Source organism: Streptomyces sp. NPDC058741, from assembly GCF_042746715.1.
Taxonomy (GTDB): domain Bacteria; phylum Actinomycetota; class Actinomycetes; order Streptomycetales; family Streptomycetaceae; genus Streptomyces.
Genome location: NZ_JBHYQH010000012.1, coordinates 72,358 through 96,407, shown reverse-complemented (window position 1 = coordinate 96,407; position 24,050 = coordinate 72,358). Strand labels below are relative to the sequence as shown.

22 protein-coding genes and 1 pseudogene are annotated in these 24,050 nt (G+C 74.3%); 19 read left to right on the top strand and 4 right to left on the bottom strand.

Annotated elements, in window-relative coordinates:
* Nucleotides 1–4 precede the first annotated feature (4 nt).
* Nucleotides 5–235, top strand: a complete 231-nt coding sequence (locus ACFW6P_RS12920; protein ID WP_386357655.1) for a DUF397 domain-containing protein — start codon at nt 5–7, stop codon at nt 233–235.
* A 53-nt stretch (nt 236–288) separates the two neighbouring features.
* Here ACFW6P_RS12920 and ACFW6P_RS12915 read toward each other — a convergent pair whose 3' ends face one another.
* Nucleotides 289–1,416, bottom strand: a complete 1,128-nt coding sequence (locus tag ACFW6P_RS12915) for an 8-amino-7-oxononanoate synthase (RefSeq protein ID WP_386357657.1) — start codon at nt 1,414–1,416, stop codon at nt 289–291.
* 150 nt (nt 1,417–1,566) lie between these two features.
* Between ACFW6P_RS12915 and bioB the strand changes: the two genes are divergently transcribed.
* The 13 genes from bioB (at nt 1,567) to mug (ending at nt 16,980) form a co-directional block, all read left to right on the top strand.
* Complete coding sequence (gene bioB, locus ACFW6P_RS12910) at nt 1,567–2,733, top strand: biotin synthase BioB (protein ID WP_386357659.1); 1,167 nt, start codon at nt 1,567–1,569, stop codon at nt 2,731–2,733.
* Nucleotides 2,726–4,006: an adenosylmethionine--8-amino-7-oxononanoate transaminase gene (locus tag ACFW6P_RS12905; RefSeq protein ID WP_386357661.1), complete on the top strand. Its 1,281-nt coding sequence runs from the start codon at nt 2,726–2,728 to the stop codon at nt 4,004–4,006. Before bioB ends, ACFW6P_RS12905 begins: the two co-directional genes overlap by 8 nt.
* 1 nt (nt 4,007) lies before the next feature.
* Nucleotides 4,008–4,739: a dethiobiotin synthase gene (gene bioD, locus ACFW6P_RS12900; RefSeq protein WP_386357662.1), complete on the top strand. Its 732-nt coding sequence runs from the start codon at nt 4,008–4,010 to the stop codon at nt 4,737–4,739.
* Between the two features lie 87 nt (nt 4,740–4,826).
* Nucleotides 4,827–5,753, top strand: coding sequence for a class A beta-lactamase (bla, locus tag ACFW6P_RS12895; protein WP_386357664.1), 927 nt, complete (start codon nt 4,827–4,829; stop codon nt 5,751–5,753).
* A gap of 362 nt (nt 5,754–6,115) precedes the next feature.
* A complete protein-coding gene (locus ACFW6P_RS12890; RefSeq protein WP_386355903.1) occupies nt 6,116–6,793 on the top strand; it encodes a class I SAM-dependent methyltransferase in 678 nt (225 codons plus the stop codon).
* A gap of 166 nt (nt 6,794–6,959) precedes the next feature.
* Complete coding sequence (locus tag ACFW6P_RS12885) at nt 6,960–7,775, top strand: ABC transporter ATP-binding protein (protein ID WP_386355906.1); 816 nt, start codon at nt 6,960–6,962, stop codon at nt 7,773–7,775.
* A 4-nt stretch (nt 7,776–7,779) separates the two neighbouring features.
* Nucleotides 7,780–10,347, top strand: coding sequence for an ABC transporter permease (locus ACFW6P_RS12880; protein ID WP_386355909.1), 2,568 nt, complete (start codon nt 7,780–7,782; stop codon nt 10,345–10,347).
* Nucleotides 10,348–10,493: 146 nt separating this feature from the next.
* Complete coding sequence (locus tag ACFW6P_RS12875; protein ID WP_386355912.1) at nt 10,494–10,937, top strand: GNAT family N-acetyltransferase; 444 nt, start codon at nt 10,494–10,496, stop codon at nt 10,935–10,937.
* 283 nt (nt 10,938–11,220) lie between these two features.
* Complete coding sequence (locus ACFW6P_RS12870) at nt 11,221–12,561, top strand: hemolysin family protein (protein ID WP_386355915.1); 1,341 nt, start codon at nt 11,221–11,223, stop codon at nt 12,559–12,561.
* The gene (locus ACFW6P_RS12865) at nt 12,558–13,571 is read left to right on the top strand and encodes a hemolysin family protein (RefSeq protein ID WP_386355917.1); all 1,014 of its coding nucleotides are present in this window, start codon (nt 12,558–12,560) and stop codon (nt 13,569–13,571) included. The genes ACFW6P_RS12870 and ACFW6P_RS12865 overlap by 4 nt, the downstream gene beginning before the upstream one ends.
* A gap of 516 nt (nt 13,572–14,087) precedes the next feature.
* Complete coding sequence (locus tag ACFW6P_RS12860) at nt 14,088–14,861, top strand: SGNH/GDSL hydrolase family protein (RefSeq protein ID WP_386355920.1); 774 nt, start codon at nt 14,088–14,090, stop codon at nt 14,859–14,861.
* 117 nt (nt 14,862–14,978) lie between these two features.
* The gene (gene purB, locus ACFW6P_RS12855) at nt 14,979–16,421 is read left to right on the top strand and encodes an adenylosuccinate lyase (RefSeq protein ID WP_386355923.1); all 1,443 of its coding nucleotides are present in this window, start codon (nt 14,979–14,981) and stop codon (nt 16,419–16,421) included.
* Between the two features lie 13 nt (nt 16,422–16,434).
* The gene (mug, locus tag ACFW6P_RS12850) at nt 16,435–16,980 is read left to right on the top strand and encodes a G/U mismatch-specific DNA glycosylase (protein ID WP_386355926.1); all 546 of its coding nucleotides are present in this window, start codon (nt 16,435–16,437) and stop codon (nt 16,978–16,980) included.
* A gap of 5 nt (nt 16,981–16,985) precedes the next feature.
* On the opposite strand, the gene ACFW6P_RS12845 is transcribed toward mug, so the two are convergent.
* Nucleotides 16,986–17,414 carry a hypothetical protein gene (locus ACFW6P_RS12845; protein WP_386355929.1) on the bottom strand — a complete coding sequence of 143 codons (429 nt, stop codon included), beginning with the start codon at nt 17,412–17,414 and terminating at the stop codon, nt 16,986–16,988.
* Nucleotides 17,415–17,796: 382 nt separating this feature from the next.
* On the opposite strand from ACFW6P_RS12845, the gene ACFW6P_RS12840 reads away from it, so the two are divergent.
* From ACFW6P_RS12840 to ACFW6P_RS12830, 3 genes are all read left to right on the top strand, one after another.
* Complete coding sequence (locus tag ACFW6P_RS12840) at nt 17,797–18,168, top strand: hypothetical protein (RefSeq protein WP_386355932.1); 372 nt, start codon at nt 17,797–17,799, stop codon at nt 18,166–18,168.
* Complete coding sequence (locus tag ACFW6P_RS12835) at nt 18,165–18,803, top strand: response regulator (RefSeq protein WP_386355935.1); 639 nt, start codon at nt 18,165–18,167, stop codon at nt 18,801–18,803. Before ACFW6P_RS12840 ends, ACFW6P_RS12835 begins: the two co-directional genes overlap by 4 nt.
* 87 nt (nt 18,804–18,890) lie before the next feature.
* Nucleotides 18,891–20,048, top strand: coding sequence for an ROK family transcriptional regulator (locus ACFW6P_RS12830; RefSeq protein WP_386423642.1), 1,158 nt, complete (start codon nt 18,891–18,893; stop codon nt 20,046–20,048).
* A 268-nt stretch (nt 20,049–20,316) separates the two neighbouring features.
* Here ACFW6P_RS12830 and ACFW6P_RS12825 read toward each other — a convergent pair whose 3' ends face one another.
* Together ACFW6P_RS12825 and ACFW6P_RS12820 are read right to left on the bottom strand one after the other, a co-directional pair.
* Nucleotides 20,317–21,063 carry a GntR family transcriptional regulator gene (locus ACFW6P_RS12825; protein WP_386355941.1) on the bottom strand — a complete coding sequence of 249 codons (747 nt, stop codon included), beginning with the start codon at nt 21,061–21,063 and terminating at the stop codon, nt 20,317–20,319.
* 194 nt (nt 21,064–21,257) lie between these two features.
* Nucleotides 21,258–21,584 (bottom strand): annotated as a pseudogene (locus ACFW6P_RS12820) (RNA polymerase subunit sigma-24); the annotation flags it as partial.
* A gap of 92 nt (nt 21,585–21,676) precedes the next feature.
* On the opposite strand from ACFW6P_RS12820, the gene ACFW6P_RS12815 reads away from it, so the two are divergent.
* Nucleotides 21,677–22,507: an alpha/beta fold hydrolase gene (locus ACFW6P_RS12815; RefSeq protein WP_386423641.1), complete on the top strand. Its 831-nt coding sequence runs from the start codon at nt 21,677–21,679 to the stop codon at nt 22,505–22,507.
* Between the two features lie 51 nt (nt 22,508–22,558).
* Nucleotides 22,559–23,998: a PLP-dependent aminotransferase family protein gene (locus tag ACFW6P_RS12810; RefSeq protein ID WP_386423639.1), complete on the top strand. Its 1,440-nt coding sequence runs from the start codon at nt 22,559–22,561 to the stop codon at nt 23,996–23,998.
* Nucleotides 23,999–24,050 lie beyond the last annotated feature (52 nt).

Genomic DNA, 24,050 nt, shown 5'->3' with positions numbered 1-24,050 from the left:
CACCATGCGTGCACTGCCTCGTCACGTCCCCTCGAGCACCGAACTGCACGGTGTGCGGTGGTTGCGCAGCAGCTACAGCACCGGCGCGAACAACTGCGTCGAGACCGCGCGTCCGCAGACCCCGCCGTGGGCCGGACTCCTCGCCGTGCGCGACTCCAAGACCCCGGACGGGCCCGCCCTGCTGCTCTCCCCGCGGAGCTGGGCCGAGTTCACGTCCGCGGTCGACCGTATGTGAGACGCCGTCCGATCAGCCCGCCCTCGTGCGACGCACGGCCGTGTCACGCCGACTCATGGCCGCGTCTCGCCGATCAGCCGTACAGCGCGTTCGATCTGCTCACCGGTCAGGTCCGCCCGGGCGGTCAGTCTGAGCCGTGAGATGCCGTCCGGCACCGAAGGGGGCCGGAAGCAGCCCACGGCCAGGCCCGCGGCGCGGCACTCGGCCGCCCAGCGCACGGCGTCCTCGGGAGAGGGCGCCCGCACCGAGACCACCGCGGCGTCCGGACGCACCGCTTCCAGACCCGCGGTGGTCAGGCGTGCGTGCAGCTCGTCCGCCACCGCGCGGGCCCGCGCGGCCCGCTCCGGCTCGCGGCGCAGCAGCCGCAGGGCCGCCAGGGCCGCCCCCGCCGCGGCGGGGGCGAGTCCGGTGTCGAAGATGAAGGTCCGTGCCGCGTTGACCAGGTGGTCGACGACCCGGGCGGGGCCGAGGACGGCGCCGCCCTGGCTCCCGAGCGACTTGGACAGGGTGACCGTGGCGACGACGTCACCGGCGCCCGCGAGCCCCGTCGCGTACGGCGCGCCGCGACCGCCGTCGCCGAGGACGCCCAGGCCATGGGCGTCGTCGACGACCAGTCCCGCGCCGTGCTCCCGGCAGGCCTCGGCGAGTGCGGTCAGCGGGGCCGCGTCGCCGTCGACCGAGAAGACCGTGTCGGACACGGTGATCGCCGCGCCCTCGTGCGCCGACAGCGCCTTGCGCACGGCCTCCGGCTCGGCGTGCGCCACGACCTGGGTCGTGCCACGGGCCAGCCGGCAACCGTCGATCAGGGAGGCGTGGTTGCCCGCGTCGGAGACGATCAGCGAGCCGTGCGGGGCCAGCGCGGTGACCGCCGCGAGATTGGCGGCGTAGCCGGAGGAGAAGACCAGGGCCGCCTCGAAGCCGCAGAAATCGGCCAGTTCCCCCTCCAGCTCGGTGTGCAGCTCGGTGGTGCCGGTGACGAGCCGGGAGCCGGTCGAGCCGCCGCCCCAGTCCAGCGCGGCGCGTGCCGCGCCCTCGGTGACCTCCGGGTGGCGGGCCAGCCCCAGGTAGTCGTTGCTCGCCAGGTCGAGGAGGGGCGAATCGGCCGGACGGGGGCGAAGGGTCCGTACGAGTCCGGCGCGGCGGCGCAGTTGCGCCTGCTCGTCGATCCAGCCGAACGCCATGGGTGGTCCTCCGCGGATTTTGTAGGCAGTGCACAGACACTAGCGGGACCACCAGCAGGCCAGGGTGTGGCGATACCCACACCTCGGAGCGACTCTGTTGTGCGGACTCTCCTTGGCCCGAGGCACTCGAGTAGGACAGGATCGACTCTCATGGACCTGCTGAACACGCTGGTGGAGAAGGGGCTTCGGCGCGAGCCGCCGACCCGGGACGAGGCACTGGCCGTCCTCGCGACGTCCGACGACGACCTGCTCGATGTGGTGGCCGCGGCCGGCAAGGTGCGCCGGCACTGGTTCGGCCGACGGGTGAAACTCAACTATCTGGTCAACCTGAAGTCCGGTCTGTGCCCCGAGGACTGCTCGTACTGTTCGCAGCGGCTCGGCTCCGAGGCCGGGATCCTGAAGTACACGTGGCTCAAACCCGATCAGGCGTCCGACGCCGCGGCGGCCGGGGTGGCCGGGGGCGCCAAGCGGGTCTGCCTGGTGGCCAGCGGGCGGGGCCCGACCGACCGGGACGTGGACCGGGTCTCCGAGACCATCAAGGCGATCAAGGCGAACAACGAGGGCGTCGAGGTGTGCGCCTGCCTGGGCCTGCTCTCCGCCGGTCAGGCGGAGCGGCTGCGCGAGGCCGGCGCCGACGCCTACAACCACAACCTCAACACGTCCGAGGCGACGTACGGGGAGATCACCACCACCCACACCTACGCCGACCGCGTCGACACGGTCACCAAGGCGCACGCGGCGGGCCTGTCCGCCTGCTCCGGTCTGATCGCCGGCATGGGCGAGTCGGACGAGGACCTCGTGGACGTCGTCTTCTCGCTGCGCGAGCTGGACCCGGACTCGGTACCGGTCAACTTCCTCATCCCGTTCGAGGGCACCCCGCTCGGCAAGGAGTGGAACCTCACCCCGCAGCGGTGCCTGAGGATCCTCGCCATGACGCGGTTCGTCTGCCCGGACGTCGAGGTGCGCATCGCGGGCGGGCGCGAGGTGCACCTGCGCACGATGCAGCCGCTCGCCCTGCACCTGGCCAACTCGATCTTCCTCGGCGACTACCTCACCAGTGAGGGCCAGGCCGGCAAGGCCGACCTGGAGATGATCGCGGACGCCGGGTTCGAGGTGGAGGGCACCGATCAGGTGACGCTGCCGGAGCACCGGGCCGGGGGCTGCCACGACGGGGGCGGAGTGTGCGGTTCCCAGGGCGGCGGGGCGTGCGGTTCCGGCGCGGAGCCGGAGACCGCCGCGCAGGTCGCCGAGCCGCGGACCGATCTGGTCGCCGTGCGCCGCCGGGGCGCCGGGACGGACCTCGCGCCCAATGCCTGAACCGACGGTCCCCGAGCTGCTGGAGCTCGACCGGCGGCACGTGTGGCATCCGTACGGGCCGATGCCCGGACGGCAGGAACCGCTCGTCGTGGAGGCGGCGAGCGGGGTGCGGCTGCGGCTCGCCGACGGCTCGGGAGAGCTGGTCGACGGGATGTCGTCCTGGTGGTCGGCGATCCACGGCTACAACCACCCGGTGCTGAACGAGGCCGCGCGCGAGCAGCTCGCGCGGATGAGCCATGTGATGTTCGGCGGGCTCACCCACGAGCCCGCCGTACGGCTGGCGAAGCTCCTTGTCGACATGTCGCCCGACGGGCTGGAGCACGTCTTCCTCGCCGACTCCGGGTCGGTGTCGGTCGAGGTCGCGGTCAAGATGTGCCTGCAGTACTGGCGTTCGCTGGGCCGTCCCGGCAAGCGGCGGCTGCTGACCTGGCGTGGCGGCTACCACGGCGACACCTGGCAGCCCATGTCGGTGTGCGACCCCGAGGGCGGGATGCACGAGCTGTGGGCCGGGGCGCTCCCCCGCCAGGTGTTCGCGGACGCGCCCCCCGCGGAGTACGACGAGGCGTACGCAGAGCACCTGCGGTCGACGGTCGAGCGGCACGCCCACGAGCTGGCCGCGGTGATCGTCGAGCCGGTGGTGCAGGGCGCGGGCGGGATGCGGTTCCACTCCCCCGCCTACCTGCGGGTGCTGCGCGAGGCGTGCGACGCGCACGGCGTGCTGCTGGTGTTCGACGAGATCGCCACCGGTTTCGGCCGTACGGGCGCGTTGTTCGCGGCGGAGCACGCGGCCGTCACGCCGGACGTGATGTGCGTGGGCAAGGCGCTGACCGGCGGCTACCTGACCATGGCGGCGACGCTGTGCACCGCGCGGGTGGCCGACGGCATTTCACGCGGCGAGGTGCCGGTGCTCGCGCACGGCCCCACGTTCATGGGCAATCCGCTGGCCGCCGCGGTGGCCTGTGCCTCGATCGGGCTGCTGCTGGGGCAGGACTGGCTCGCGGAGGTCAAGCGGGTCGAGGCCGGGCTGCGCGAGGGGCTGTCGGCCGCCTCGGCGTTGCCGGGTGTGCGGGACGTGCGGGTGCTCGGCGCCATCGGCGTCGTACAGCTCGACCACGCCGTGGACATGAAGGCGGCCACCGAGGCCGCCGTGCGCGAGGGCGTGTGGCTGCGTCCGTTCCGCGACCTGATCTACACGATGCCGCCGTACGTCACGGGCGACGCGGACCTGGCGCGGATCGCGCGGGCGGTGTGCGCGGCGGCACGGGAGGGATGACATGCCGGTACTCATGATCACGGGCACGGGCACAGAGGTCGGCAAGACGGTCGTGACCGCCGCCGTGGCCGCGGCGGCGCTGGCGGCGGGCCGGTCGGTGGCCGTGCTCAAGGCCGCGCAGACGGGCGTGCGGCCCGGCGAGCCGGGGGACGCCGCCGAGGTCGCGCGCCTCGCCGGTCCGGTGACGACGGCCGAACTCGCCCGCTACCCGGAGCCGTTGGCACCGGCCACGGCCGCCCGCCGGGCCGGTCGCGCCCCGGTGCGTCCCCCCGAGATCGCGGATGCCGCCGCCAAGCTCGCCGCCGAGCACGATCTCGTCCTGGTCGAGGGCGCGGGAGGACTGCTCGTACGGTTCGACGCGGCCGGCGGCACCCTGGCGGACGCGGCCAAGCTGCTGTCGGCACCCGTGCTGGTCGTGGTGCACGCGGGGCTCGGCACGCTGAACCCGACGGAGCTGACGGCACGTGAGCTGCGCACCCGCGGACTGGACCTGGCGGGACTCGTGATCGGCAGCTGGCCCGAAGAGCCGGACCTCGCCGCCCGGTGCAACGTCGTGGACCTGCCGGACGTGGCCGAAGCACCGCTGCTGGGGTCGGTTCCGGCCGGGTCGGGGACCGTCTCCCCCACCGAGTTCCGCACGTCGGCCCCTCACTGGCTGGCACCACGCCTGGAGGGAACCTGGGACGCCGAGGCGTTCCGCACCCGGGAGGCGCCCGAGCCCTCAAGGGGATGAGGGGGCGGTGGATGCTCGGTGCTCCCGAGTGCGAGGCGGATGGGCTTGAAATCGGGGGCGGGTGAGAACACGTAGGGGAGTTTGTACGTGATCATCTCCGAAGGGAACACCGTGCACTCGACTCACCCAGGTCCCTCCCGCCGCACCGCTCTCGTGCTGGGCGGGGGAACGGCACTCGGACTCGCCGCCGCGCCGGCGCGCGCCTCGACGGGCGACGGCAAGGGCGTGGTCGCGCGGCTGCGGCGGCTGGAGCAGGAGCACACCGCCCGGCTGGGCGTGTACGCCCGCGACCTCCGCACCGGGCGGACGGTCTCGTACCGGGCCGCTGAGCGCTTCCCCATGGCCTCGACGTTCAAGACGCTCGCCGCCGCGGCCGTCCTGCGCGACCTCGACCGCGACGGCGAGGTCCTGGCCAAGCGCGTCCACTACGGTGCCGACTACGTCGAGAAGTCCGGGTACTCGCCGGTCACCGTGGAGCACGTCGCGACCGGTATGACCGTCGGGGAACTGTGCGACGCCACGATCCGCTTCAGCGACAACACCGCGGGCAACCTGCTCCTGAAGGAGCTGGGCGGACCGACCGCCGTCACGCGGTTCGCCCGCTCGCTCGGCGACCGGTTCACCCGGCTCGACCGGTGGGAGCCCGAGCTCAACAGCGCCGAGCCGTGGCGGGTGACCGACACGACCACCCCTCGCGCCATCGGCCTCACCTACGCCCGTCTGGTGGTCGGCGACGCGCTGGAGCCCCGGGACCGGGCACGGCTCACGGACTGGCTGCTCCGCAACACCACGAGTGGCGAGAAGTTCCGCAAGGCCCTGCCCGCCGACTGGCTCATCGCCGACAAGACCGGCGGCGGCCGGTACGGCGGCAACAACGACGTGGGCATCGCCTGGCCGCCGGACGGCGGGCCCCTGGTGCTGTCGGTGCTGACGACACAGCCCGAGGAAGACGCCCCGGCGGACAACCCGCTGGTGGCCAGGACGGCGGCGCTGCTCGCGGCGGAACTGGGCTAGGCGCCGGGGTCGTCACCGGCAGGCGGGGAGCGTGGCGTGCCGGGGCGCGCTCGGCGTCGCCGGTCCGCCGGCCCCGGCTCCGCCGTGCCCGACGGCTCCGGACGCCCAGGGAGCCTGGTGGAGACGTGGCGTTCCCGCCGCGGCCCGTCCGCGTGGGCCCGGAAGGGCTCGCGTCGAGGCCCCCCGGCGGCGCCGGGCGGTGAGGTCGCGGTGTACGTGGTCCCTCCGCCGCCCGTCCACGTGGGCCCGGAAGGGCTCGCGTCGAGGGCCCGGAACGAGGGCGCGGTCCTGCTGCTGCGGGGGTGCCTCCGGCCCTCGCGGGGGACAATCGGGGTAGGGCCAGCCTCGTCAGGGAGGTCGTCATGCCGCTCCGCTCCGGCAGGGTGCCGCGGGACGCCGTGCATCATCCGCTGTTCGCCCGCTGCTACGCCCGGGTCAGCGTGGCCGCCGAGACCAGGATCGGCATGGCCCGGGTGCGCGACAGGCTGCTCCACGGCGTGTCCGGGCGGGTGATCGAGATCGGCGCCGGCAACGGGCTGAACTTCGCCCACTACCCGGACACCGTCGCGGAGGTCGTGGCCTTCGAACCGGAGCGGCGGTTGCGGCAGCTGGCCGAGGAGGCCGCCCGGCGGGCCGACGTGCCGGTGGACGTGGTGCCGGGCGCGGCCGAGGCGCTGCCGGTCGAGAGCGAGGGTTTCGACGCGGCGGTCGTGTCGCTGGTGCTGTGCAGCGTGCGGGACGTGCCCCGGGCCCTGTCCGAGTTGCGGCGGGTGCTGCGGCCGGGTGGTGAGGTGCGGTTCTTCGAACACGGCCTGGGTGAGGGGCGGGCCATGGTCCTCACGCAGCACGCGCTGGACCGGACGGTGTGGCCGTTGCTGAGCGGCGGCTGCCATCTTTCCCGGGAGCCGGTGCGCTCGCTGCGGGACGCCGGGTTCGAACTGGGGCCCTACAAGCGGATGATGATGCCGGAGGAGGGCCCGGTGCTGCCCAGTTCGTACTGCGTGCTGGGCACGGCGTGGAGCCCGCGCGGCAGCGCGTAGCACTTCACCCGTTCCACTGCCGCGTTTCCCGCCCCGAAGCCGGTGCGGAGGTGCCGGCACCGGCAGGGGCGCGACTCCGACCCACGGAGGATACCGAGTGTGCGCCGGGCCACATTACGCTCGGGCAGTGCCAGGCGGCCCTGACGTCCACCCTGAGGAGACGGCCTTGTCCACACCTGCTGCGGAGCACGCACCCGGCCTCGCACCGGCCGACGGTGTCGCGGCCCGCGCCCGAGGGCTGACGAAGGCGTACGGATCGGGCGAGACGGCCGTGCTCGCGCTCGACGCGGTGGACGTGGACATCGTCCGCGGCCGGTTCACCGCCGTGATGGGACCGTCCGGGTCCGGCAAGTCCACGCTGATGCACTGCCTGGCGGGGCTCGACACCGTCTCGTCCGGGCAGGTGTGGCTCGGCGGCACCGAGATCACGGGCCTGAGGGAACGTGAGCTGACGCGGCTGCGCCGGGACCGGATCGGTTTCATGTTCCAGTCGTTCAACCTCATCCCCACGCTGAACGCACTGGAGAACATCACCCTGCCCATGGACATCGCGGGCAGGAAGCCGGACGAGGAGTGGCTGCGGCAGGTGATCGACACCCTGGGCCTGCGCGACCGGCTGCGGCACCGGCCCGCGCAGCTGTCGGGCGGCCAGCAGCAGCGCGTGGCCTGTGCGCGGGCCCTGGCCTCGCGGCCCGAGCTGATCTTCGCCGACGAGCCGACGGGCAACCTCGACTCGCGCGCCGGGCTGGAGGTGCTGGGCTTCCTGCGCGAGGCGGTGGACCAGCTGGGGCAGACCGTCGTCATGGTCACCCACGACCCGGGCGCCGCCGCCCACTCGGACCTGGTGCTCTTCCTGGGGGACGGCCGGATCGTCGACGAGATGCCGCGGCCCACGGCGGAGGCGGTCCTGGAACGCATGAAACGCTTCGACGTCGTGCGCACCCGCTCCGGGGACGCCACCGTGTTCGCAGAGGAGAACTGACCCCGTGCTCAAGGCGACCCTGCGCAGCTTCCTGGCACACAAGGGGCGGCTGCTGCTCTCCGCGCTCGCCGTCCTGCTGTCCGTCGCGTTCGTCGCGGGGAGCCTGATCTTCTCCGACACCGTGAGCCGCACCTTCGACCGGCTGTTCGCCTCCACCGCGGCCGACGTCACGGTCAGTCCCAAGGAGGGCCTCGACGAGGCGGTGCCCTCCGGCCGGACGGCCACCCTTCCGGCGGCGCTCGCCGAACGGGTCCGGCGGGTCGAGGGCGTCGCGGCGGCCCGGGCCGAGGTGAACATGAGCGGCCTCACCGTCGTCGACGAGGACAACGAGCCGGTGGGACCGACCAACGGAGCCCCCACGCTCGGCAGCGCCTGGAACCCGAACGGGCGCGGCCCCGTGGAGCTGTCCTCGGGGCGCGCCCCGCGCGGTCCCGCCGAGGCGCTGATCGACTCCGAGACCGCCGAGCGCGGGAAGGTGCGCCTCGGTGACCGGCTCACCGTGATCGCGCCGCCCGGCTCGTTCCAGGTCCGGGTCGTCGGCATCGTCACGTTCACCACCACCAACCCCGGCGCGGCCCTCGTCTACTTCGACACATCCACCGCGCGCACGAGGCTGCTGGGCGACCCGGAGGCCGCCACGAGCATCTCCGTGGACGCGGCGCCCGGGGTCGGCGACGACCGGCTCCGGCAGCGGGTGGCCGACGCGCTCGGCACGCACGCCTACGACTTCCGGACCGCGGACGAACAGGCCGAGTCCGACGTCGAGAGGCTCGGCGGGTTCCTCGACGTCATCAAGTACGTGATGCTGGGCTTCGCCGGGGTCGCCGTGCTGGTCGGGGTGTTCCTGATCGTCAACACCTTCTCCATGCTCATCGCCCAGCGCACCCGCGAACTGGGCCTGCTGCGCGCCCTGGGCGCCGACCGGCGCCAGATCCGCCGCTCGGTGCTGGCAGAGGCGCTGCTGCTCGGCCTGGTCGGGTCCACGCTGGGCCTCGTCGCCGGGATCGGGCTCGCGGCCGGGCTGATCGCGCTGATGGGCCTGCTCGGCACGAACATCGCCATCGACGAGATGGTCGTCGGCTGGGTGACGCCGGTGGCGGCGTACGTCGTCGGTCTCGGGGTCACCTTCGTCGCCGCGTACCTCCCGGCGCGACGGGCGGCGGGGGTCTCGCCGATGGCCGCGCTATCGGACGCCGAGGTCGGCGGGGTGGGCCGGCCGCTGCGCAACCGGGCGGTGGCGGGCGCGGTCGTCGGGGTGGCCGGGGCGGCGGCCCTCGCGGGGTGCGCGGCGTCCGGGCGGACGTCGGCGGCGGCGTCCCTGCTGGGACTCGGGGTGGTGCTGTCCCTGATCGCGACCGTGATCGCCGGACCGCTGCTGGTGCGACCGGTGATCCGGGTTCTGGGCGCCGCCTTCCCCGCCCTGTTCGGGTCGATCGGCCGGATGAGCCAGCGCAACGCCCTGCGCAACCCCCGCCGGACCGGCGCCACCGCGGCCGCCCTGATGGTCGGCATCGCCCTGGTCGGCGGGATGTCGGTGGCGAGCGCGTCGATGACCGAGTCCTTCGACCAGCAGATCGACAGGACGCTCGGTGCCGACTTCGTCGTCCAGAACACCAACTTCCTGCCCTTCCCGCGGGAGGTCACCGAAGCGGTGCGCGGCACCGAGGGCGTGGGCCTGGTCGTGCGCGGTCGGCTCACCCCGGTCGCGGTGCGCCTGCCGGACGGCGACCGCGTCGAGACGACCGCGACGGGCTACGATCCGCGGCTCGACGAGGTCGCCGACATCACCTACGCCCAGGGCGACTCGGAGGCGGCGCTCGCACCCGGACGGCTGGCCATGGACCGGGACTTCGCCCGCGAGCACGGCGTACGGGTCGGCAGCACCGTCCCGGTGGAGTTCCAGGGTGGGCGCGAGGGCCGGCTGACGGTGGGCGCCCTCACCGACCAGGACGCCGCCGAGGGCTTCGGGACGCAGGGCGGGCTGTACTTCGGGCTCGGCACCCTGGAGCGGTACGCGCCGGGCGGGCTGGACTCCGCGCTGTACGTCAACGCCGCCCCGGGCACGGGCGACGACGAGCTGCGCGCGGGCCTGGAGAAGACCCTGGACCGGTATCCGCAGGTGCAGGTGCGGGACCTGGCCGACTACAAGCAGCTGGTGCGCGACCAGATCGCCGTGCTGCTGTACCTCGTGTACGCGCTGCTGGGGCTGGCGATCATCATCGCGGTGCTCGGCGTCGTGAACACCCTCGCCCTGTCGGTCGTCGAGCGGACCCGGGAGATCGGCCTGTTGCGGGCGATCGGGCTGGCCCGGCGTCAGCTGCGCCGGATGATCCGGCTGGAGTCGGTGGTGATCGCCGTGTTCGGCGCGGTCCTGGGACTCGTCCTGGGACTGATCTGGGGCGTGTGCACCCAGCAGGTGCTGGCGCTGCAGGGGATGACCGCCCTGGCGATCCCGTGGCGCACGATCGTGGCCGTGGTGATCGGCTCGGCGGTGGTGGGGGTCGTGGCGGCGCTGCTGCCCGCGCTGCGGGCCTCGCGGATGAACGTCCTGGCGGCCATCGCGCACGAGTGAGGGGACGGCGGTTCGCCGTGAGCCGAGGCCGTACGAGCAAAATTCACGGCGGGGTGAGGAGGGTTCACGGCGGGGTGAGGAGGGTTCACGACGTCCGCATCCTGAAACGGTGTGCCGCACCGGACCCTGCGTGGTCTGATCACCGCATGAACGAGCCGCGCATCCGGGCCGCGACGCCCGAGGACCTCGCCACCGTGCTGGCCTTCTGGAAGGTGGCGGCCGAGGGGGCGAGCATCAGCGACGACCCCGGTGGTGTGGAGCGGCTCGTGGCACGGGATCCCGAGGCGCTGATCCTGGCGGAGCGGGACGGTGAACTGCTCGGGACGGTCATCGCCGGGTTCGACGGCTGGCGCTGCCATCTGTACCGGCTGGCGGTGCATCCCGACCACCGCCGCCAAGGCATCGCGTCGGCGCTGCTCGCCGCCGCCGAGGAACGGTTCGTGCGGCTGGGCGGGAGGCGGGCCGACGCGATGGTCCTCACGCGCAACGAGGGGGCGCACGGGGCGTGGGGTGCCGCCGGGTACGGGCCCGAGGAGCAGTGGCGGCGCTGGGTGAAGCCGCTGGCCGGACGGGAGCCGGGGAGCCGGTGAGGCGCCGTCTCGCGCCGGCGGGTGCGGACCGGCTCTTCCCGGGTACACGCCTCGCGGCACCCGACGCGGGCCGGGCCGTCGCCCGCGAGGACGCCGACGCCTTCCGCTTCTCCCCCGTCACCGCCGGAGCGGCCGATCGGAGGACTTTGCCCATCCTTTAACCTGGGGTGGCCACACGGTTCTGTATGAAAGGTTGTGAGCGTCCGCCCATGGGCGAGCCTCCCAGTGCGCCGCGCCGCGCGTTCCGCCCCGTCCTGGAGAACCATGGAACGGGGGTGACCCGATGACAGAAGTGCTCCTCCTCCTGGTGGCGATCCTCCTGTCCCTCGCCTGCGGCGCCTTCGTCGCGGCCGAGTTCTCCCTCACCACGGTCGAGCGCGCCGAGCTGGAGCGGGCGGTGGAGCGCGGTGAGCGGGGCGCCCAGGGCGCGCTGAAAGCCGTACGGAACCTGACCTTCCAGCTCTCCGGGGCGCAGCTCGGCATCACCGTCACCAACCTGGTCGTCGGCATGCTCGCCGAGCCGTCGATCGCCGCGCTGATCGCCGGGCCGATGGAGGGCCTCGGCATCTCCCGCTCGGCGTCGCGCAGCGTGGCGCTGGTCCTCGGCACGGCACTGTCGACGGTGTTCCTGATGGTCGTCGGCGAGCTGGTCCCGAAGAACTGGGCGATCTCCTCCCCGCTGGCCGTCGCCAAGACCGTGGGCAACGCCCAGCGCTGGTTCAGCGCCGCCTTCCGGCCCTTCATCACGCACCTCAACAACACGGCGAACCGGATCGTGCGGCGGATCGGGGTCGAGCCCGCCGAGGAACTGGCCTCGGCGCGCGGGCCGCAGGAGCTGGCCGCGCTCGCCCGGCACTCCGCCAAGGAGGGCGCCCTGGAGGCGGACACCGCCGAGCTGTTCGTGCGCACGCTGAACCTCGCCGACCTGACGGCGGAGAACGTGATGACGCCCCGCGTGCAGGTGGTCGCCCTGGAGGTGAAGGCCACCCTGGAGGACGTGGCGAACGCGACCCGCGCGACCGGCCTGTCCCGGTTCCCGGTCTACCGCGGGACGCTCGACTCGGTCGTCGGGACCGCGCACGTGAAGGACGTGCTGGCGGTGCCGGCCGAGCGGCGGACCCGGATCTTCGTCTCCGAGCTGATGCGCGAACCGCTGCTGGTCCCCGAGACCCTGACCGTCGACCGGTTGCTCGACCGGCTCTCCGGCAAGCGCACGATGGCCGTCGTGATCGACGAGTACGGCGGGACGGCCGGCGTGGCCACCCTGGAGGACATCGTCGAGGAGGTCGTCGGCGAGGTGCGCGACGAGCACGACCCGCACGAACTGCCCGACCTCGCGCCGGCCGGCACGGACGAGGCCGGGCACGCCCTGTACTCGGCCGACGGCTCCGCCCGGGTGGACCACCTGGAGCGCCTCGGACTGCGCGCGCCGGAAGGGCCGTACGAGACGCTCGCCGGGCTGGTGGCGACGGAGCTCGGCCGGATACCCGCCACCGGTGACACCCTCGAGGTCGCCGGGTGGCACCTGGAGGTCCTGGACGCGACCGGCCGCCGGGCGGCCCGCGTCCGGCTGAGCGCGCCCCTCGACGACGAGACGCCCGGCGAGAAGGGGGTGGAGCTGTGACCGCCGTCCAGCTGCTGATCGGTCTGGCGACGCTCGTCGTCAACGCCTTCTTCGTCGGCGCCGAGTTCGCGCTGATCTCGGTGCGCCGCAGCCAGATCGAGCCCTACGCCGACCGGGGCGACCGGCGCGCCAGGAGCGTGCTGTGGGGGCTGGAGCACGTGTCGGCGCTGATGGCCGCCGCGCAGCTCGGCATCACGCTGTGCACGCTGGTGCTCGGTGTGGTCGCCGAGCCCGCGATCGCGCACCTGCTGGAGCCGGTGTTCCACGCGGTGGGCGTGCCCCGGAGCGCGGGACACGCGGTGTCCTTCGTGATCGCGCTGTCCCTGGCGACCTACCTGCACATGCTGCTCGGCGAGATGGTGCCGAAGAACATCTCGCTCGCCGAGCCGGTGCGCAGCGCGCTGGCGCTCGGGCCGCCGCTGGTGGCGCTGTCCCGGGCGCTGCGCCCGGTGATCTTCACGGTGAACGCCTTCGCCAACGCGCTGCTGAAGCTGCTGCGCGTGGAGGCCCGGGAGGAGGTCGCGGCCTCCTACTCGGACGCCGAGATCGCGCAGATCGTGAAGGACTCCAGCGAGGCCGGCCTGATCGACGACCGGGCCCAGGAGCGGCTGCACGACGCGCTGGAGCTGGGCCGCCGCCCGGTGCGCGACGTGGTGCTGCCCCTGGAGCGCGTGGTGTACGCGAGCGTCGGGGTCACGCCGGAGGAGCTGGAGCGGCTGTCGGCCGAGTCCGGGTTCTCCCGCTTCCCGGTCGTGGACGAGGGGCGGCGGATCGTCGGCTACCTGCACGTGAAGGACGCGCTGGACGCCGCCGGGCGGGACGTGCCGTTCCGGCTGCGCGACATGCGGCCCATCGCGCGCGTGCGGGAGCGGACACCGCTGGACGACGTCCTCACGGCCATGCGGGGCAGCCGCACGCACCTCGCGGCCGTCCTCGGCGCGGACGGGCGCCTGGCCGGTCTGGTGACGATGGAGGACGTTCTGAGGGAGCTGTTCGGGCAGCGGGCGTGAGGGCGCCCGGCCGATGAGGAGCCGGATCCTGTGCGAGGCGCCGGCTGGGCGGACGCGGGACGCCCGGCGTCCGAGGGGTGCGGCCGTCCGGCCCCGTGCCGTGCCGCACCCCGGCGGTTCACGGGCAACGCCCGGGGTCGGGGAGCACGGCCCGGCAGTCGACCGACCGCCGGGCGTACGCGGGACACCCGCCTCCAGGGGTGCGGCCGTCCAGTCCTGCGCCGTGCCGCACCCCCGGCGGCTCACGGGCACGTCCGGGCCCGGGGAGCCGGCGCCAGGGCCGGGAAGCAGAGCCAGGGCCGGGAACCAGAGCCGGGGAACCGGAGCCAGGGCCGGGAACCAGAGCCAGGGCCGGGAACCAGGGCCGGGGAACCAGAGCCAGGGCCGGGAACCAGAGCCAGGGCCCGGAACCAGGGCCGGGGAACCGGAGCCAGGGCCGGGAACCAGGGCCAGGGAACCAGGGCCAGGCAGTCGACCGACCGCCGGGTATGTGCACGGGATATTGTTCTCGACGCCATGCAGACGAACCCCACCCACACCAGCCTGGTCGCCCTCGGCGACTCCTTCACCGAGGGCATGTCGGACGTACTGCCCGACGGCACCTACCGGGGCTGGGCCGACCTGCTCGCCGCACGGTTGGCGGCCCGTTCGCCCGGCTTCCGGTACGCCAACCTCGCGGTACGCGGCAAGCTGATCCGGCAGATCGTCGAGGAGCAGGTCGACGTGGCGGCGGCCATGCGGGCCGACGTGGTCACCCTGGTCGGCGGACTCAACGACACCCTGCGGCCCAAGTGCGACATGGGCCGGGTGCGCGGGCTCCTGGAGGAGGCCGTGGAGAAGCTGGCCCCCTCCTGCAAGCAGCTCGTGCTGATGCGCAGCCCGGGCCGGCAGGGACCCGTGCTGGAGCGGTTCCGGCCGCGCATGGAGGAGCTGTTCGCCTGCGTCGACGAGCTGGCCGCACGGCACGACGCGATCGTCGTCGACCTGTACGGCGCGCCCTCGCTGGCCGACCCGCGGATGTGGGACGTCGACCGGCTGCACCTGACGGCCGAGGGCCACCGCCGGGTCGCGGAGGCCGTGTGGCAGGCGCTCGGGCACGACCCCGAGGACGCCGAGTGGCGCACGCCGCTCGCGGCGACGCTGCCGCCGGGCTGGGTGATGCGGCGCGTGGCGGACGCGCGCTTCGCCCGGCAGCACCTGCTCCCCTGGATCGGACGCCGTCTGACGGGCCGCTCCTCGGGCGACGGCCTGCCACCGAAGCGGCCTGACCTGCTGCCGTACGAACTGTAGGCGGGCCCCGCCGCGCCGCGCGGGGGCGCCGGGGGAACACGCCCGGAGCCTCTCGTAGGTTCCGACGAACCCACCCGTTGCGCTGGCCTGCACGAATCGCCAGTAGAATCCCTCCACGTGACTTCAGCGCCCGCCAAGCCCCGCATCCCGAACGTCCTCGCCGGACGCTACGCCTCCGCCCAGCTCGCCACGCTCTGGTCGCCCGAGCAGAAGGTCAGGCTGGAGCGGCAGCTCTGGCTCGCCGTGCTGCGGGCCCAGAAGGACCTCGGGATCGAGGTGCCCGAGGCCGCTCTCGCCGACTACGAGCGCGTCCTCGACACCGTCGACCTGGCCTCCATCGCCGAGCGCGAGAAGGTCACGCGGCACGACGTGAAGGCGCGGATCGAGGAGTTCAACGACCTCGCCGGGCACGAGCACGTGCACAAGGGCATGACCTCCCGCGACCTCACCGAGAACGTGGAGCAGTTGCAGATCCGGCTCTCGCTGGAGCTGATGCGCGACCGCACGGTGGCGGTGCTGGCCCGGCTCGGCAAGCTGGCCGGTGAGTACGGCGAGCTGGTCATGGCCGGCCGCTCGCACAACGTCGCCGCGCAGGCCACCACCCTCGGCAAGCGCTTCGCCACGGCCGCCGACGAACTGCTCGTCGCCCACGGCCGGGTCGAGGAGCTGCTCGGCCGCTACCCGCTGCGCGGCATCAAGGGCCCGGTCGGCACCGCCCAGGACATGCTGGACCTGCTGGGCGGGGACGCCGCCAAGCTCGCGGACCTGGAGCAGCGGATCGCCGCGCACCTGGGCTTCTCGCAGGCGTTCACCTCGGTCGGCCAGGTCTACCCGCGCTCGCTGGACTACGAGGTCGTGACGGCGCTGGTGCAGCTGGCCGCGGCGCCCTCCTCGTTGGCGAAGACGATCCGGCTGATGGCCGGGCACGAGCTGGTCACCGAGGGCTTCAAGCCCGGCCAGGTCGGCTCCTCGGCCATGCCGCACAAGATGAACACCCGCTCCTGCGAGCGCGTCAACGGCCTGATGGTCATCCTGCGCGGCTACGCGTCGATGACCGGTGAGCTGGCGGGCGACCAGTGGAACGAGGGCGACGTGTCCTGCTCGGTGGTGCGCCGGGTGGCGCTGCCGGACGCGTTCTTCGCGCTGGACGGCCTGCTGGAGACGTTCCTGACGGTGCTCGACGAGTTCGGGGCGTTCCCCGCGGTCGTCGCCCGTGAGCTGGACCGGTACCTGCCGTTCCTCGCCACGACCAAGGTCCTCATGGGCGCCGTGCGCGCGGGCGTCGGCCGCGAGCTCGCGCACGAGGCCATCAAGGAGAACGCCGTCGACTCCGCGCTCGCCATGCGCGAGCAGGGCGCCGAGCGCAACGAACTGCTCGACAAGCTGGCCGCGGACGAGCGCATCCCGCTGGACCGCACCCAGCTGGACGCGCTGATGGCGGACAAGCTGTCCTTCACCGGTGCCGCGGGCGACCAGGTGGCCGCCGTGGTCGCCCGGATCGAGGAGATCGTCAAGCAGCACCCCCAGGCCGCGGGGTACACGCCCGGGGCGATCCTCTGACGCCCGGCTCCCGATGCCGCGCTTCACGCCCGAGGAACTGGAGGCCGCCCGCGGCCGCGTCGTGTCCGACGTGGTCGCGGAGGGCCTCCGGGTCCTGTTCTGCGGGATAAACCCCGGCCTGATGACCGCCGCGACGGGCCATCACTTCGCCCGCCCCGGCAACCGCTTCTGGCCGGTGCTGCACCGGTCCGGGTTCACGCCGCGGCTGCTGAAGCCGTCCGAGCAGCGGGAGTTGCTGTCGTACGGGCTCGGCATCACCAACGTCGTGGCCCGGCCGACCGCCCGGGCCGACGAGCTGAGCGCCGAGGAGTACCGCGAGGGCGGGCGCCGGCTCGCGGTGAAGGTGGGACAGCTGCGGCCGCGCTGGCTGGCGGTGGTGGGGGTGACCGCGCACCGGGCCGCGTTCGACGACCGCAAGGCCCAGGTCGGGCCGCAGGTCCGGACGATCGGGGACACGCGGGTGTGGGTCCTGCCCAACCCGAGCGGCCTGAACGCGCACTGGACGGCCGAGACGATGGCGGAGGAGTTCGCCCGGCTGCGGGAAGCGGCCGGGGACTGACCGGCTCACGGCGGGGCGGCCTCCGTCACGAGGGCGAGCAGCTGAAGCGCCGACGCATCCCGGTCGGTGACCGCCACGGCGACCCAGCGGCCGGTGCCCTCCACCTCCCACATGTACGCGAGACTCGCGCGCTCGCTCAACTCGGCCCAGAGCCGGGGTATTTCCTCGTCCCCGCTACGCAGGAGAACGGTCTGCAGGCCGTACGGCGGGGTGTCTCCCCACCGCGAGGCCAGCAGCTCGCAGACGGCGTCCCGGTCCTTCTCCAACTGGTCCACCACCACCGCCCACCGCGCGGGATCGTCGTCCGTCGCGGCGTCGAGCACCGCGACGTGCCGGCCGGGCCCGGAGACCCCGACGTCCGACGGGCCGTGCTCCGCCGGGAAGGGGCGGTAGCACAGCTCGTCGATCAGGGCGATGTGCTGTGCGATGCTCATGCACTCCAGTAAACCCGCGACCACTGACACTTGGCGGTGCATCAGGCCGGTCCCCAGCCCCCGGTGCCCCGCCCCGGTCCCCCGCCCTCGGCCCCTGCCCCCCGCACCCCGGTCGGACTTCCCGGCGCCGCGGATGCCACTCTCCGACCGGCAGCGGGAAGTCGGCTCTCGTGCCCGTCGCGCGCAGGGCCGGGCAGCGCGCGGAAGGTGAGCCGGCCGACAGCTCGCCGTCGCCCGACTCCCCCGCGAGAGGCCTGGGACGTCGATGCCGGTCAGGGCGCCGGCGTGGCCGGTCGGCCGGGGCCCGGGCGCCTCCGGCGGTGGCGAGGTCTTCCCCGTGCGGGGGAGGTTCGCTGTCCGTCGCGGCTGGCACGATGACGCCATGGTCCGCGTGCTGCGCCCGTTCGGCCGGGCGGTGACGTACACACGATGGCTGCATCTCGCGACGGCCGTCGTGTGGCCGTCCCTGTGGCTGTTCGTCGAGGAGTCGTGGTGGACGCAGGCCGCGGCGGCCGGCCTGCTCGGGCTCGCCGGCCTGGTGCCCGCGACGCGGCTCGTCGAAGGGCTGCAGGCCCGGCTGCTGCTGACCGGCCACCGGCACGACAGCGCGAACGCCGAGATCGTCGCCGCGCCTTCGGCCACCTGGGCCGACCGGGGACGGACCGTGCTGTGGCTGGAGGTACGGCTCGTCCTCGGCTACGTCGTGGCCATGCTCTCGGTGCGGCTCCCCCTCCTGTCCGCCGGCCTCGCGTGAAACCCCTGGTGCGCGCGGGGCTGCGGGCCGTGCTGGAGGCGCAGCCCGACATCGAGGTCGTCGGGGAGGCGGCGGACGGGGCGGCGGTCGTCCCCCTGGTGCGTCGGCTGCGGCCGGACGTGGTCGCCATGGACGTGCGCATGCCGCTGCTCGACGGCATCGAGGCCACGCGCGTGCTGCTGCGGACGGTCGACGAGCCGCCGCGGATCCTGGTGGTGACGACGTTCGAGCACGACGAGTACGTGTACGAGGCGCTGCGGGCGGGAGCCGACGGGTTCCTGCTCAAGCGGGCCCGGCCGGCCGAGATCGTGCACGCGGTGCGGCTGATCGCCGAGGGCGAGTCGCTGCTGTTCCCGGCCTCGGTGCGGCAGCTCGCCGCGGAGTACGGCGACGGCGGGAACGGCAACCGCGCGGCCCGGGCCCTGGTGGAGCGGGCCCGGCTGACGGAGCGTGAGGCGGAGGTGCTGCGGCTGATGGCACGGGGGTTGTCGAACGCGGAGATCGCCGCCCGGCTGGTCGTGGGGACGGAGACCGTGACGTCCCATGTCAGCGCCGTGCGGGCGAAACTGGGGGCACGGGACCGCACCCAGGCGGTGATCACCGCCTACGAGTCGGGGTTCGTCGCCCCGGGCTGACGCCCCGGGCCGGCGCCCGACCTCGCCGCGGTGTGCCGCGCCGAAGTACGATCCGGCCAACACGCGCACGACCTGGGAGGACGGACGGTGGGGCGGCTGACCGGCGGGGACCCCTCGCTGCTGCGCAGGATCAACTCCGCGGTGGTGCTGCACGCGTTGCGTGCCGCGGACTGCGCGACGCTGACCGAGATCACCCTGGTGACGGGGCTGTCGAGGCCGACGGTCGAGGGTGTCGTGGAAGGGCTCATCGAGGCCGGGCTCGTCGTCGAGAAGGCGGCCGAGGAGGGGGCCGCCCGGCGGCAGGGGCGGCCGGCGCGGCGGTTCCGGTTCCGGGCGGAGGCCGGGCACCTGCTGGGGGTGGAGATCGGGGCGCGCCGGGTGGCCGCGCTGCTGGCCGACCTGGACGGCCGGGTGATCGGTTCCCAGGCCAGGGACGTGGCGGAGACGGCGGGGGCCGACGAGCGGCTGGAGCGGCTGCGCGGGGCCGTCGCCGAACTGCTGCGGCGGGCCGGTGTCGCGCGCGGGTCGCTGCGGGCCGTGGGCGTGGCGACGCCCGGGATCGTCGAAGCGGACGGCACGGTGCGGCTCGGGACCGCGCTGCCGGAGTGGACGGGGCTGCGGCTGGGCGAGCGGCTGAGCCGGTCCTTCAACTGCCCGGTGCTGGTCGAGAACGACGCCAACGCCGCTGCCGTCGCCGAGCACTGGAAGGGCGCGGCCACCGAGTCGGACGACGTCGTGTTCGTCCTGGCGGGGCTCAGCCCGGGCGCCGGTGCGCTGATCGGGGGTCGGCTGCACCGGGGCTACGGCGGGGCGGCCGGCGAGATCGGGGCGCTGCACCTGCTGGGCCGGGAGGTGACGCCCGAGAAGCTTCTGTCCACCACGGACGAGCCCCTCCACCCCCTCGACGAGCTGGCGGTCGCCGAGGTCTTCGCCCAGGCCCGCGGGGGCGACCGGCGGGCCCGCGCCGCCGTGGACCGCTTCCTGCAGCGCCTGGTCCACGACGTGGCGGCCCTCGCCCTCGCCCTGGACCCGGAACTGGTCGTGGTGGGCGGCTGGGCGGCGGGACTGGACGGTGTCCTGGAGCCGCTGCGCAGGGAACTGGCCCGCTACTGCCTGCGCCCGCCGCAGGTGACGCTCTCCCGCCTCGGGGGCGCGGCCGTGGCCACGGGCGCCCTGCGCCTCGCCCTGGACCACGTGGAGGAGGAGCTGTTCAGCGTGGAGGGCACGACGAGGGTCCGCCGGTAGGAATCCCCGCCGGGGGTGCGTGCACGTCGCCCTCCCCGCACCGCGCGCACGCAGCGCCCGCGCCGGACCGGCCTCCGCCGAGTGTCGCACGCCGGGCGGGTCCGCCGTGGGGTCGGCCGGCCGCAGCCGGGACGCGGCACGCCGGGCGGGTCCGCCGTAGGGTCGGCCGGCCGCAGCCGGGACGCCGCACGCCGGGCGGCCCCGGCCCGATCAGGGACGCCTGCCGCTCCGACCGGTACTCACTCCCCCGCCCGCCGCGCCCCCGGGCTCAGGACGCCTGGCGGATCTCCAGGCCTCCCCTGTCACCGAAGGTCAACCGGCACGTGTCCGCCCGGTACGTCGCGACCGACAGTGCGGCCGTGCGCGCCGCCGCGACGAAACGGGTCGTGACGACGAGGACGGGTGCTCCGGGGAGCCGGTCGAGTTCCTTGGCGTCGTCGGCACCGGCGGAGCCGAGCTCGACGGCGTTCTCCTGCCGCTCCAGTTCGGCCCGCTGCAGCTCGCGCAGCACGGCACGCGCGCGTGCCGCGCCGGACGACGCGTCGATGCCGGTCAGGTCCGGCACGGAGAACTCCGGGACGTAGAGCAGCTCGGCGGCCACCGGCCGCCCGCTCGAGACGCGGGAGCGGCGCACGACGTGCACGCACTCCTCCCGCCCGGTCTCCAGGACGTCGGCGACGGCCGCGGGCGGCACCGCCGACGCGCAGTCCACCGGCTGCCAGGCGTCCTCGGGGCCGCCGGGCCAGGTGTGCGGGCCGGTGCCGAGGGAGACGCCCACGCGGGGCGGCGCGACGGTCGTGCCGACCCCGCGGCGGCGCTGCAGCCTGCCTTCCAGTTCGAGCTGTTCCAGGGCCTGGCGGAGTGTGGCGCGGGCGACGCCGAAGCGGGCCGCGAGATCGCGCTCGTTCGGCAGGATCTCCCCCACCGAGAACTCCGAATCGAGCGCTTCACTGAGCACCGTTCTGAGATGCCAGTACTTCGGTTCCGGTACCGATTCCAGCTGCGTGGTCCCCACCCTGTCCTCCGCAATAGCCGTGGTCGGCGGCGTTTTAACGCCCTTGTTTATTAAAGGTTGTTGCACTTCTCTGCGACCCTAGGGCGGCCCGCACACTTGGTCAAGACCAATGGCCGGGAACGTTCACGGGACGCTCGGTGGCGGGTTCGCCGCGTTCGGTGAACCGGCTCGCCGGCGGTTTGCCCGGCGGCGGTTCACACGACCGTCAGCTTCCGCAGCTTGCCGGGGTTCCGGGCGACGCAGGCGGTCCGGACGCGCCCGTCGGTGACATCGAGCTGGAAGACGGCCTCCGGTTCGCCGCCGGAGAGCACCGGCGCGGCCGGGCCGCCGTTCAGCTCCGGGTATCGCACGGAGAGGTCCTGCAGGCCCTTGCGCGTGGCGCCGACGAAACGGCCCACCTCGTCGGGGCTCTCCAGCACCCGCAGCGGCGCCCGGGCCTTGCATCCGCGGTCGCCGACGAGCCGGACGTCCCGGGCGAGCAGGGCCATCAGCCCTTCGAGGTCGCCGCCGGCCGCGGAGGAAGACGGGCGCCCCACCCGGGACTACCCGTCGGTAGCAATTGCTGACAAGCTGTCTACAGCGTCCGTCAGCGAGTACAGCCGAGGAGCACCGCATGACCGCCACCGTCTCCTTCGAGGTCCCCTCCGCCCAGGGCGAGCGGGGCGTCACCCTGGCCTGCACCCGCCGGGGCAGCGGGGCACCGCTGCTCCTGCTGCACGGCATCGGCCATCACCGGCAGGCCTGGGACCCGGTGCTGCCCGCGCTGGCCGCCGAGCGTGACGTGATCGCCGTGGACCTGCCCGGCTGCGGCGAGTCCCCGGCGCTCCCGGACGGCATGGCGCACGACCTGCCCACGATGAGCGCCTTGCTGGGGGCGCTGTGCACCGCCCTCGAGGTCGAACGGCCGCACGTGGCGGGCAACTCGCTGGGCGGCCTGCTGGCCCTGGACCTGGCCCGCGCGCGGCTGGTCCGCTCCGTCACGGCCCTGTCCCCGGCCGGGTTCTGGAACGAGGCCGAGCGCCGCTACGCCTTCACCGTGCTGACCGCGATGCGGCAGACGGCCCGGCGGATGCCGCCGCCCCTGGTCGAGCGGCTCGCCCGCCCCGCGATCGGCCGCGCCCTGCTGACCAGCACCATCTACGCGCGCCCGGGCCGCCGTTCGCCCGAGGCAGTGATCGCCGAGACCCGCGCGCTGGCCGACGCCCAGGGGTTCTCCGAGACCCTCCGCTCGGGCAGGACCGTGCGGTTCACCGACGACATCGTGGGCACACCGGTCACCGTCGCCTGGGGCAGCCGCGACCGGCTCCTCGTCCCCCGTCAGGGCGTGCGCGCCAAGAAGGTCATCCCGCGGGCCCGGCTGGTGCGGCTGCCCGGCTGCGGCCACGTGCCGATGAACGACGACCCGGCGCTGGTGGCCCGGGTGGTGCTCGACGGCAGCCGCTGAACCCCACCGCCGCGGCCGGCGGACTTCCCGGGGCCTCTATGGTCTCCTCCCATGAGGCCAACGCACGACGATCCGGGCGACGGCCCGCACTCGGCCGCCTGGGAACTGCTCCTCCCCGCGGCCTCGGCGCCCGCCCGCACCCGCGGCCGCGCCCTCCAGGCTGCGCTGCGCGAGGCGGTCCGGACGGGCCGGCTGGCGCCGGGCACCCGGCTGCCGTCGAGCCGGGACCTCGCGGCGGACCTGGGGGTGTCGCGGGGGCTGGTCACCGAGGCGTACGAGCAGCTGACCGCCGAGGGTTATCTGCGCAGCGGCCGGGGCGCCGGGACCTGGGTGGGCGCCGCCGCGCGGGCGGCCCGGCCCCGTGCCGACGACCTGGCTCCGCGCACGCCGGGCGCCCGCGTGGACTTCGTGCCCGGGACACCGGACCTGGCGCTGTTCCCGCGCTCGGCGTGGGCCGCCGCGCAGCGCGCGGTGCTGGCCGATCTCCCGCACCAGGACCTGGGGTATCCCGACCCGCGCGGGCTGCCCCGGCTGCGGGTCGCGCTCGCCGAACTGCTCGCCCGGCGCCGGGGGGTGGTGGCCGACCCGGAGCGGATCGTGGTGGTCTCCGGGGTGGCCCAGGCGACGGCCCTGCTCGGCTGCGCGCTGCACGCGCGCGGGCTGCGCTCGATCGCGGTGGAGAACCCGGGCAGCCCCCAGCACGAGGCCCTGTACGCCGCGGCCGGGGTCACCCCCGTGCCGGTGCCCGTGGACGGCGAGGGCATCGCGCCCGGGGCGCTGCGGGCGTCGGGCGTACGGGCGGTGGTGACGACACCGGCGCACCAGTTCCCCACCGGCATCGCCTACACGGCACGGCGCCGCGCCGAACTGCTGGACTGGGCCCGGGAGGTGGACGGCCTCGTCCTGGAGGACGACTACGACGGTGACTTCCGCTACGACCGCGCCCCCGTCGGCGCGCTCCAGGGCCTCGACCCGGACCATGTGGCCTACACGGGCTCGGTCAGCAAGTCCCTCGCCCCGGGCCTGCGGCTGGGGTGGCTGCTGGTGCCCGAGTCCTGGGCCGCGGACGTCGTCGAACGCAAACGCACCATGGACCTCGGCCACCCGTCCCTCGACCAGGCGGTGTTCGCCCGCTTCCTGGAGCGCGGCGACTACGACCGTCAGCTGCGCCGCTGCCAGCGCGCCTACCGCGAGCGGCGGGACGCGCTGGTCGCCGCCCTCGACGAGCACTTCCCCGGCTCGTCGGTGTCAGGGATCGCCGCGGGCCTGCACGTCATCGCCGCCCTGCCGCGGCGCCACGGACCCGAGGAGCGGTTCCTCGGACGCGTCACGGCGGCCGGGGTGGCGGTGCGCCCGCTGTCGGCCTACACCCACCGCCCGGACGAGGACCCGGGGGCCCAGGAGGTGCGGCTCGTGCTGGGGTACGCCCATGTGCCGCCCGCCCGGATCGCCGAGGGCGTACGGCTGATGGCCCGGGCCGCCGGCGGATGATCCGGCCGGATCGCGCGCTGCCGTCACCCCGCGGTCGGGTGTTCACTCGGTG

Bases quoted from the DNA above. Each gene is read 5' to 3' on its own strand.
- ACFW6P_RS12920 (WP_386357655.1), top strand. From the start codon at position 5: ATGCGTGCACTGCCTCGTCACGTCCCCTCGAGCACCGAACTGCACGGT.
- mug (WP_386355926.1), top strand. From the start codon at position 16,435: ATGCCGCGCTTCACGCCCGAGGAACTGGAGGCCGCCCGCGGCCGCGTC.
- ACFW6P_RS12870 (WP_386355915.1), top strand. From the start codon at position 11,221: ATGACAGAAGTGCTCCTCCTCCTGGTGGCGATCCTCCTGTCCCTCGCC.
- bioD (WP_386357662.1), top strand. From the start codon at position 4,008: ATGCCGGTACTCATGATCACGGGCACGGGCACAGAGGTCGGCAAGACG.
- ACFW6P_RS12815 (WP_386423641.1), top strand. From the start codon at position 21,677: ATGACCGCCACCGTCTCCTTCGAGGTCCCCTCCGCCCAGGGCGAGCGG.
- ACFW6P_RS12905 (WP_386357661.1), top strand. From the start codon at position 2,726: ATGCCTGAACCGACGGTCCCCGAGCTGCTGGAGCTCGACCGGCGGCAC.
- ACFW6P_RS12840 (WP_386355932.1), top strand. From the start codon at position 17,797: ATGGTCCGCGTGCTGCGCCCGTTCGGCCGGGCGGTGACGTACACACGA.
- bioB (WP_386357659.1), top strand. From the start codon at position 1,567: ATGGACCTGCTGAACACGCTGGTGGAGAAGGGGCTTCGGCGCGAGCCG.
- ACFW6P_RS12890 (WP_386355903.1), top strand. From the start codon at position 6,116: ATGCCGCTCCGCTCCGGCAGGGTGCCGCGGGACGCCGTGCATCATCCG.
- ACFW6P_RS12860 (WP_386355920.1), top strand. From the start codon at position 14,088: ATGCAGACGAACCCCACCCACACCAGCCTGGTCGCCCTCGGCGACTCC.
- ACFW6P_RS12845 (WP_386355929.1), bottom strand. From the start codon at position 17,414: ATGAGCATCGCACAGCACATCGCCCTGATCGACGAGCTGTGCTACCGC.
- ACFW6P_RS12915 (WP_386357657.1), bottom strand. From the start codon at position 1,416: ATGGCGTTCGGCTGGATCGACGAGCAGGCGCAACTGCGCCGCCGCGCC.
- ACFW6P_RS12810 (WP_386423639.1), top strand. From the start codon at position 22,559: ATGAGGCCAACGCACGACGATCCGGGCGACGGCCCGCACTCGGCCGCC.
- ACFW6P_RS12875 (WP_386355912.1), top strand. From the start codon at position 10,494: ATGAACGAGCCGCGCATCCGGGCCGCGACGCCCGAGGACCTCGCCACC.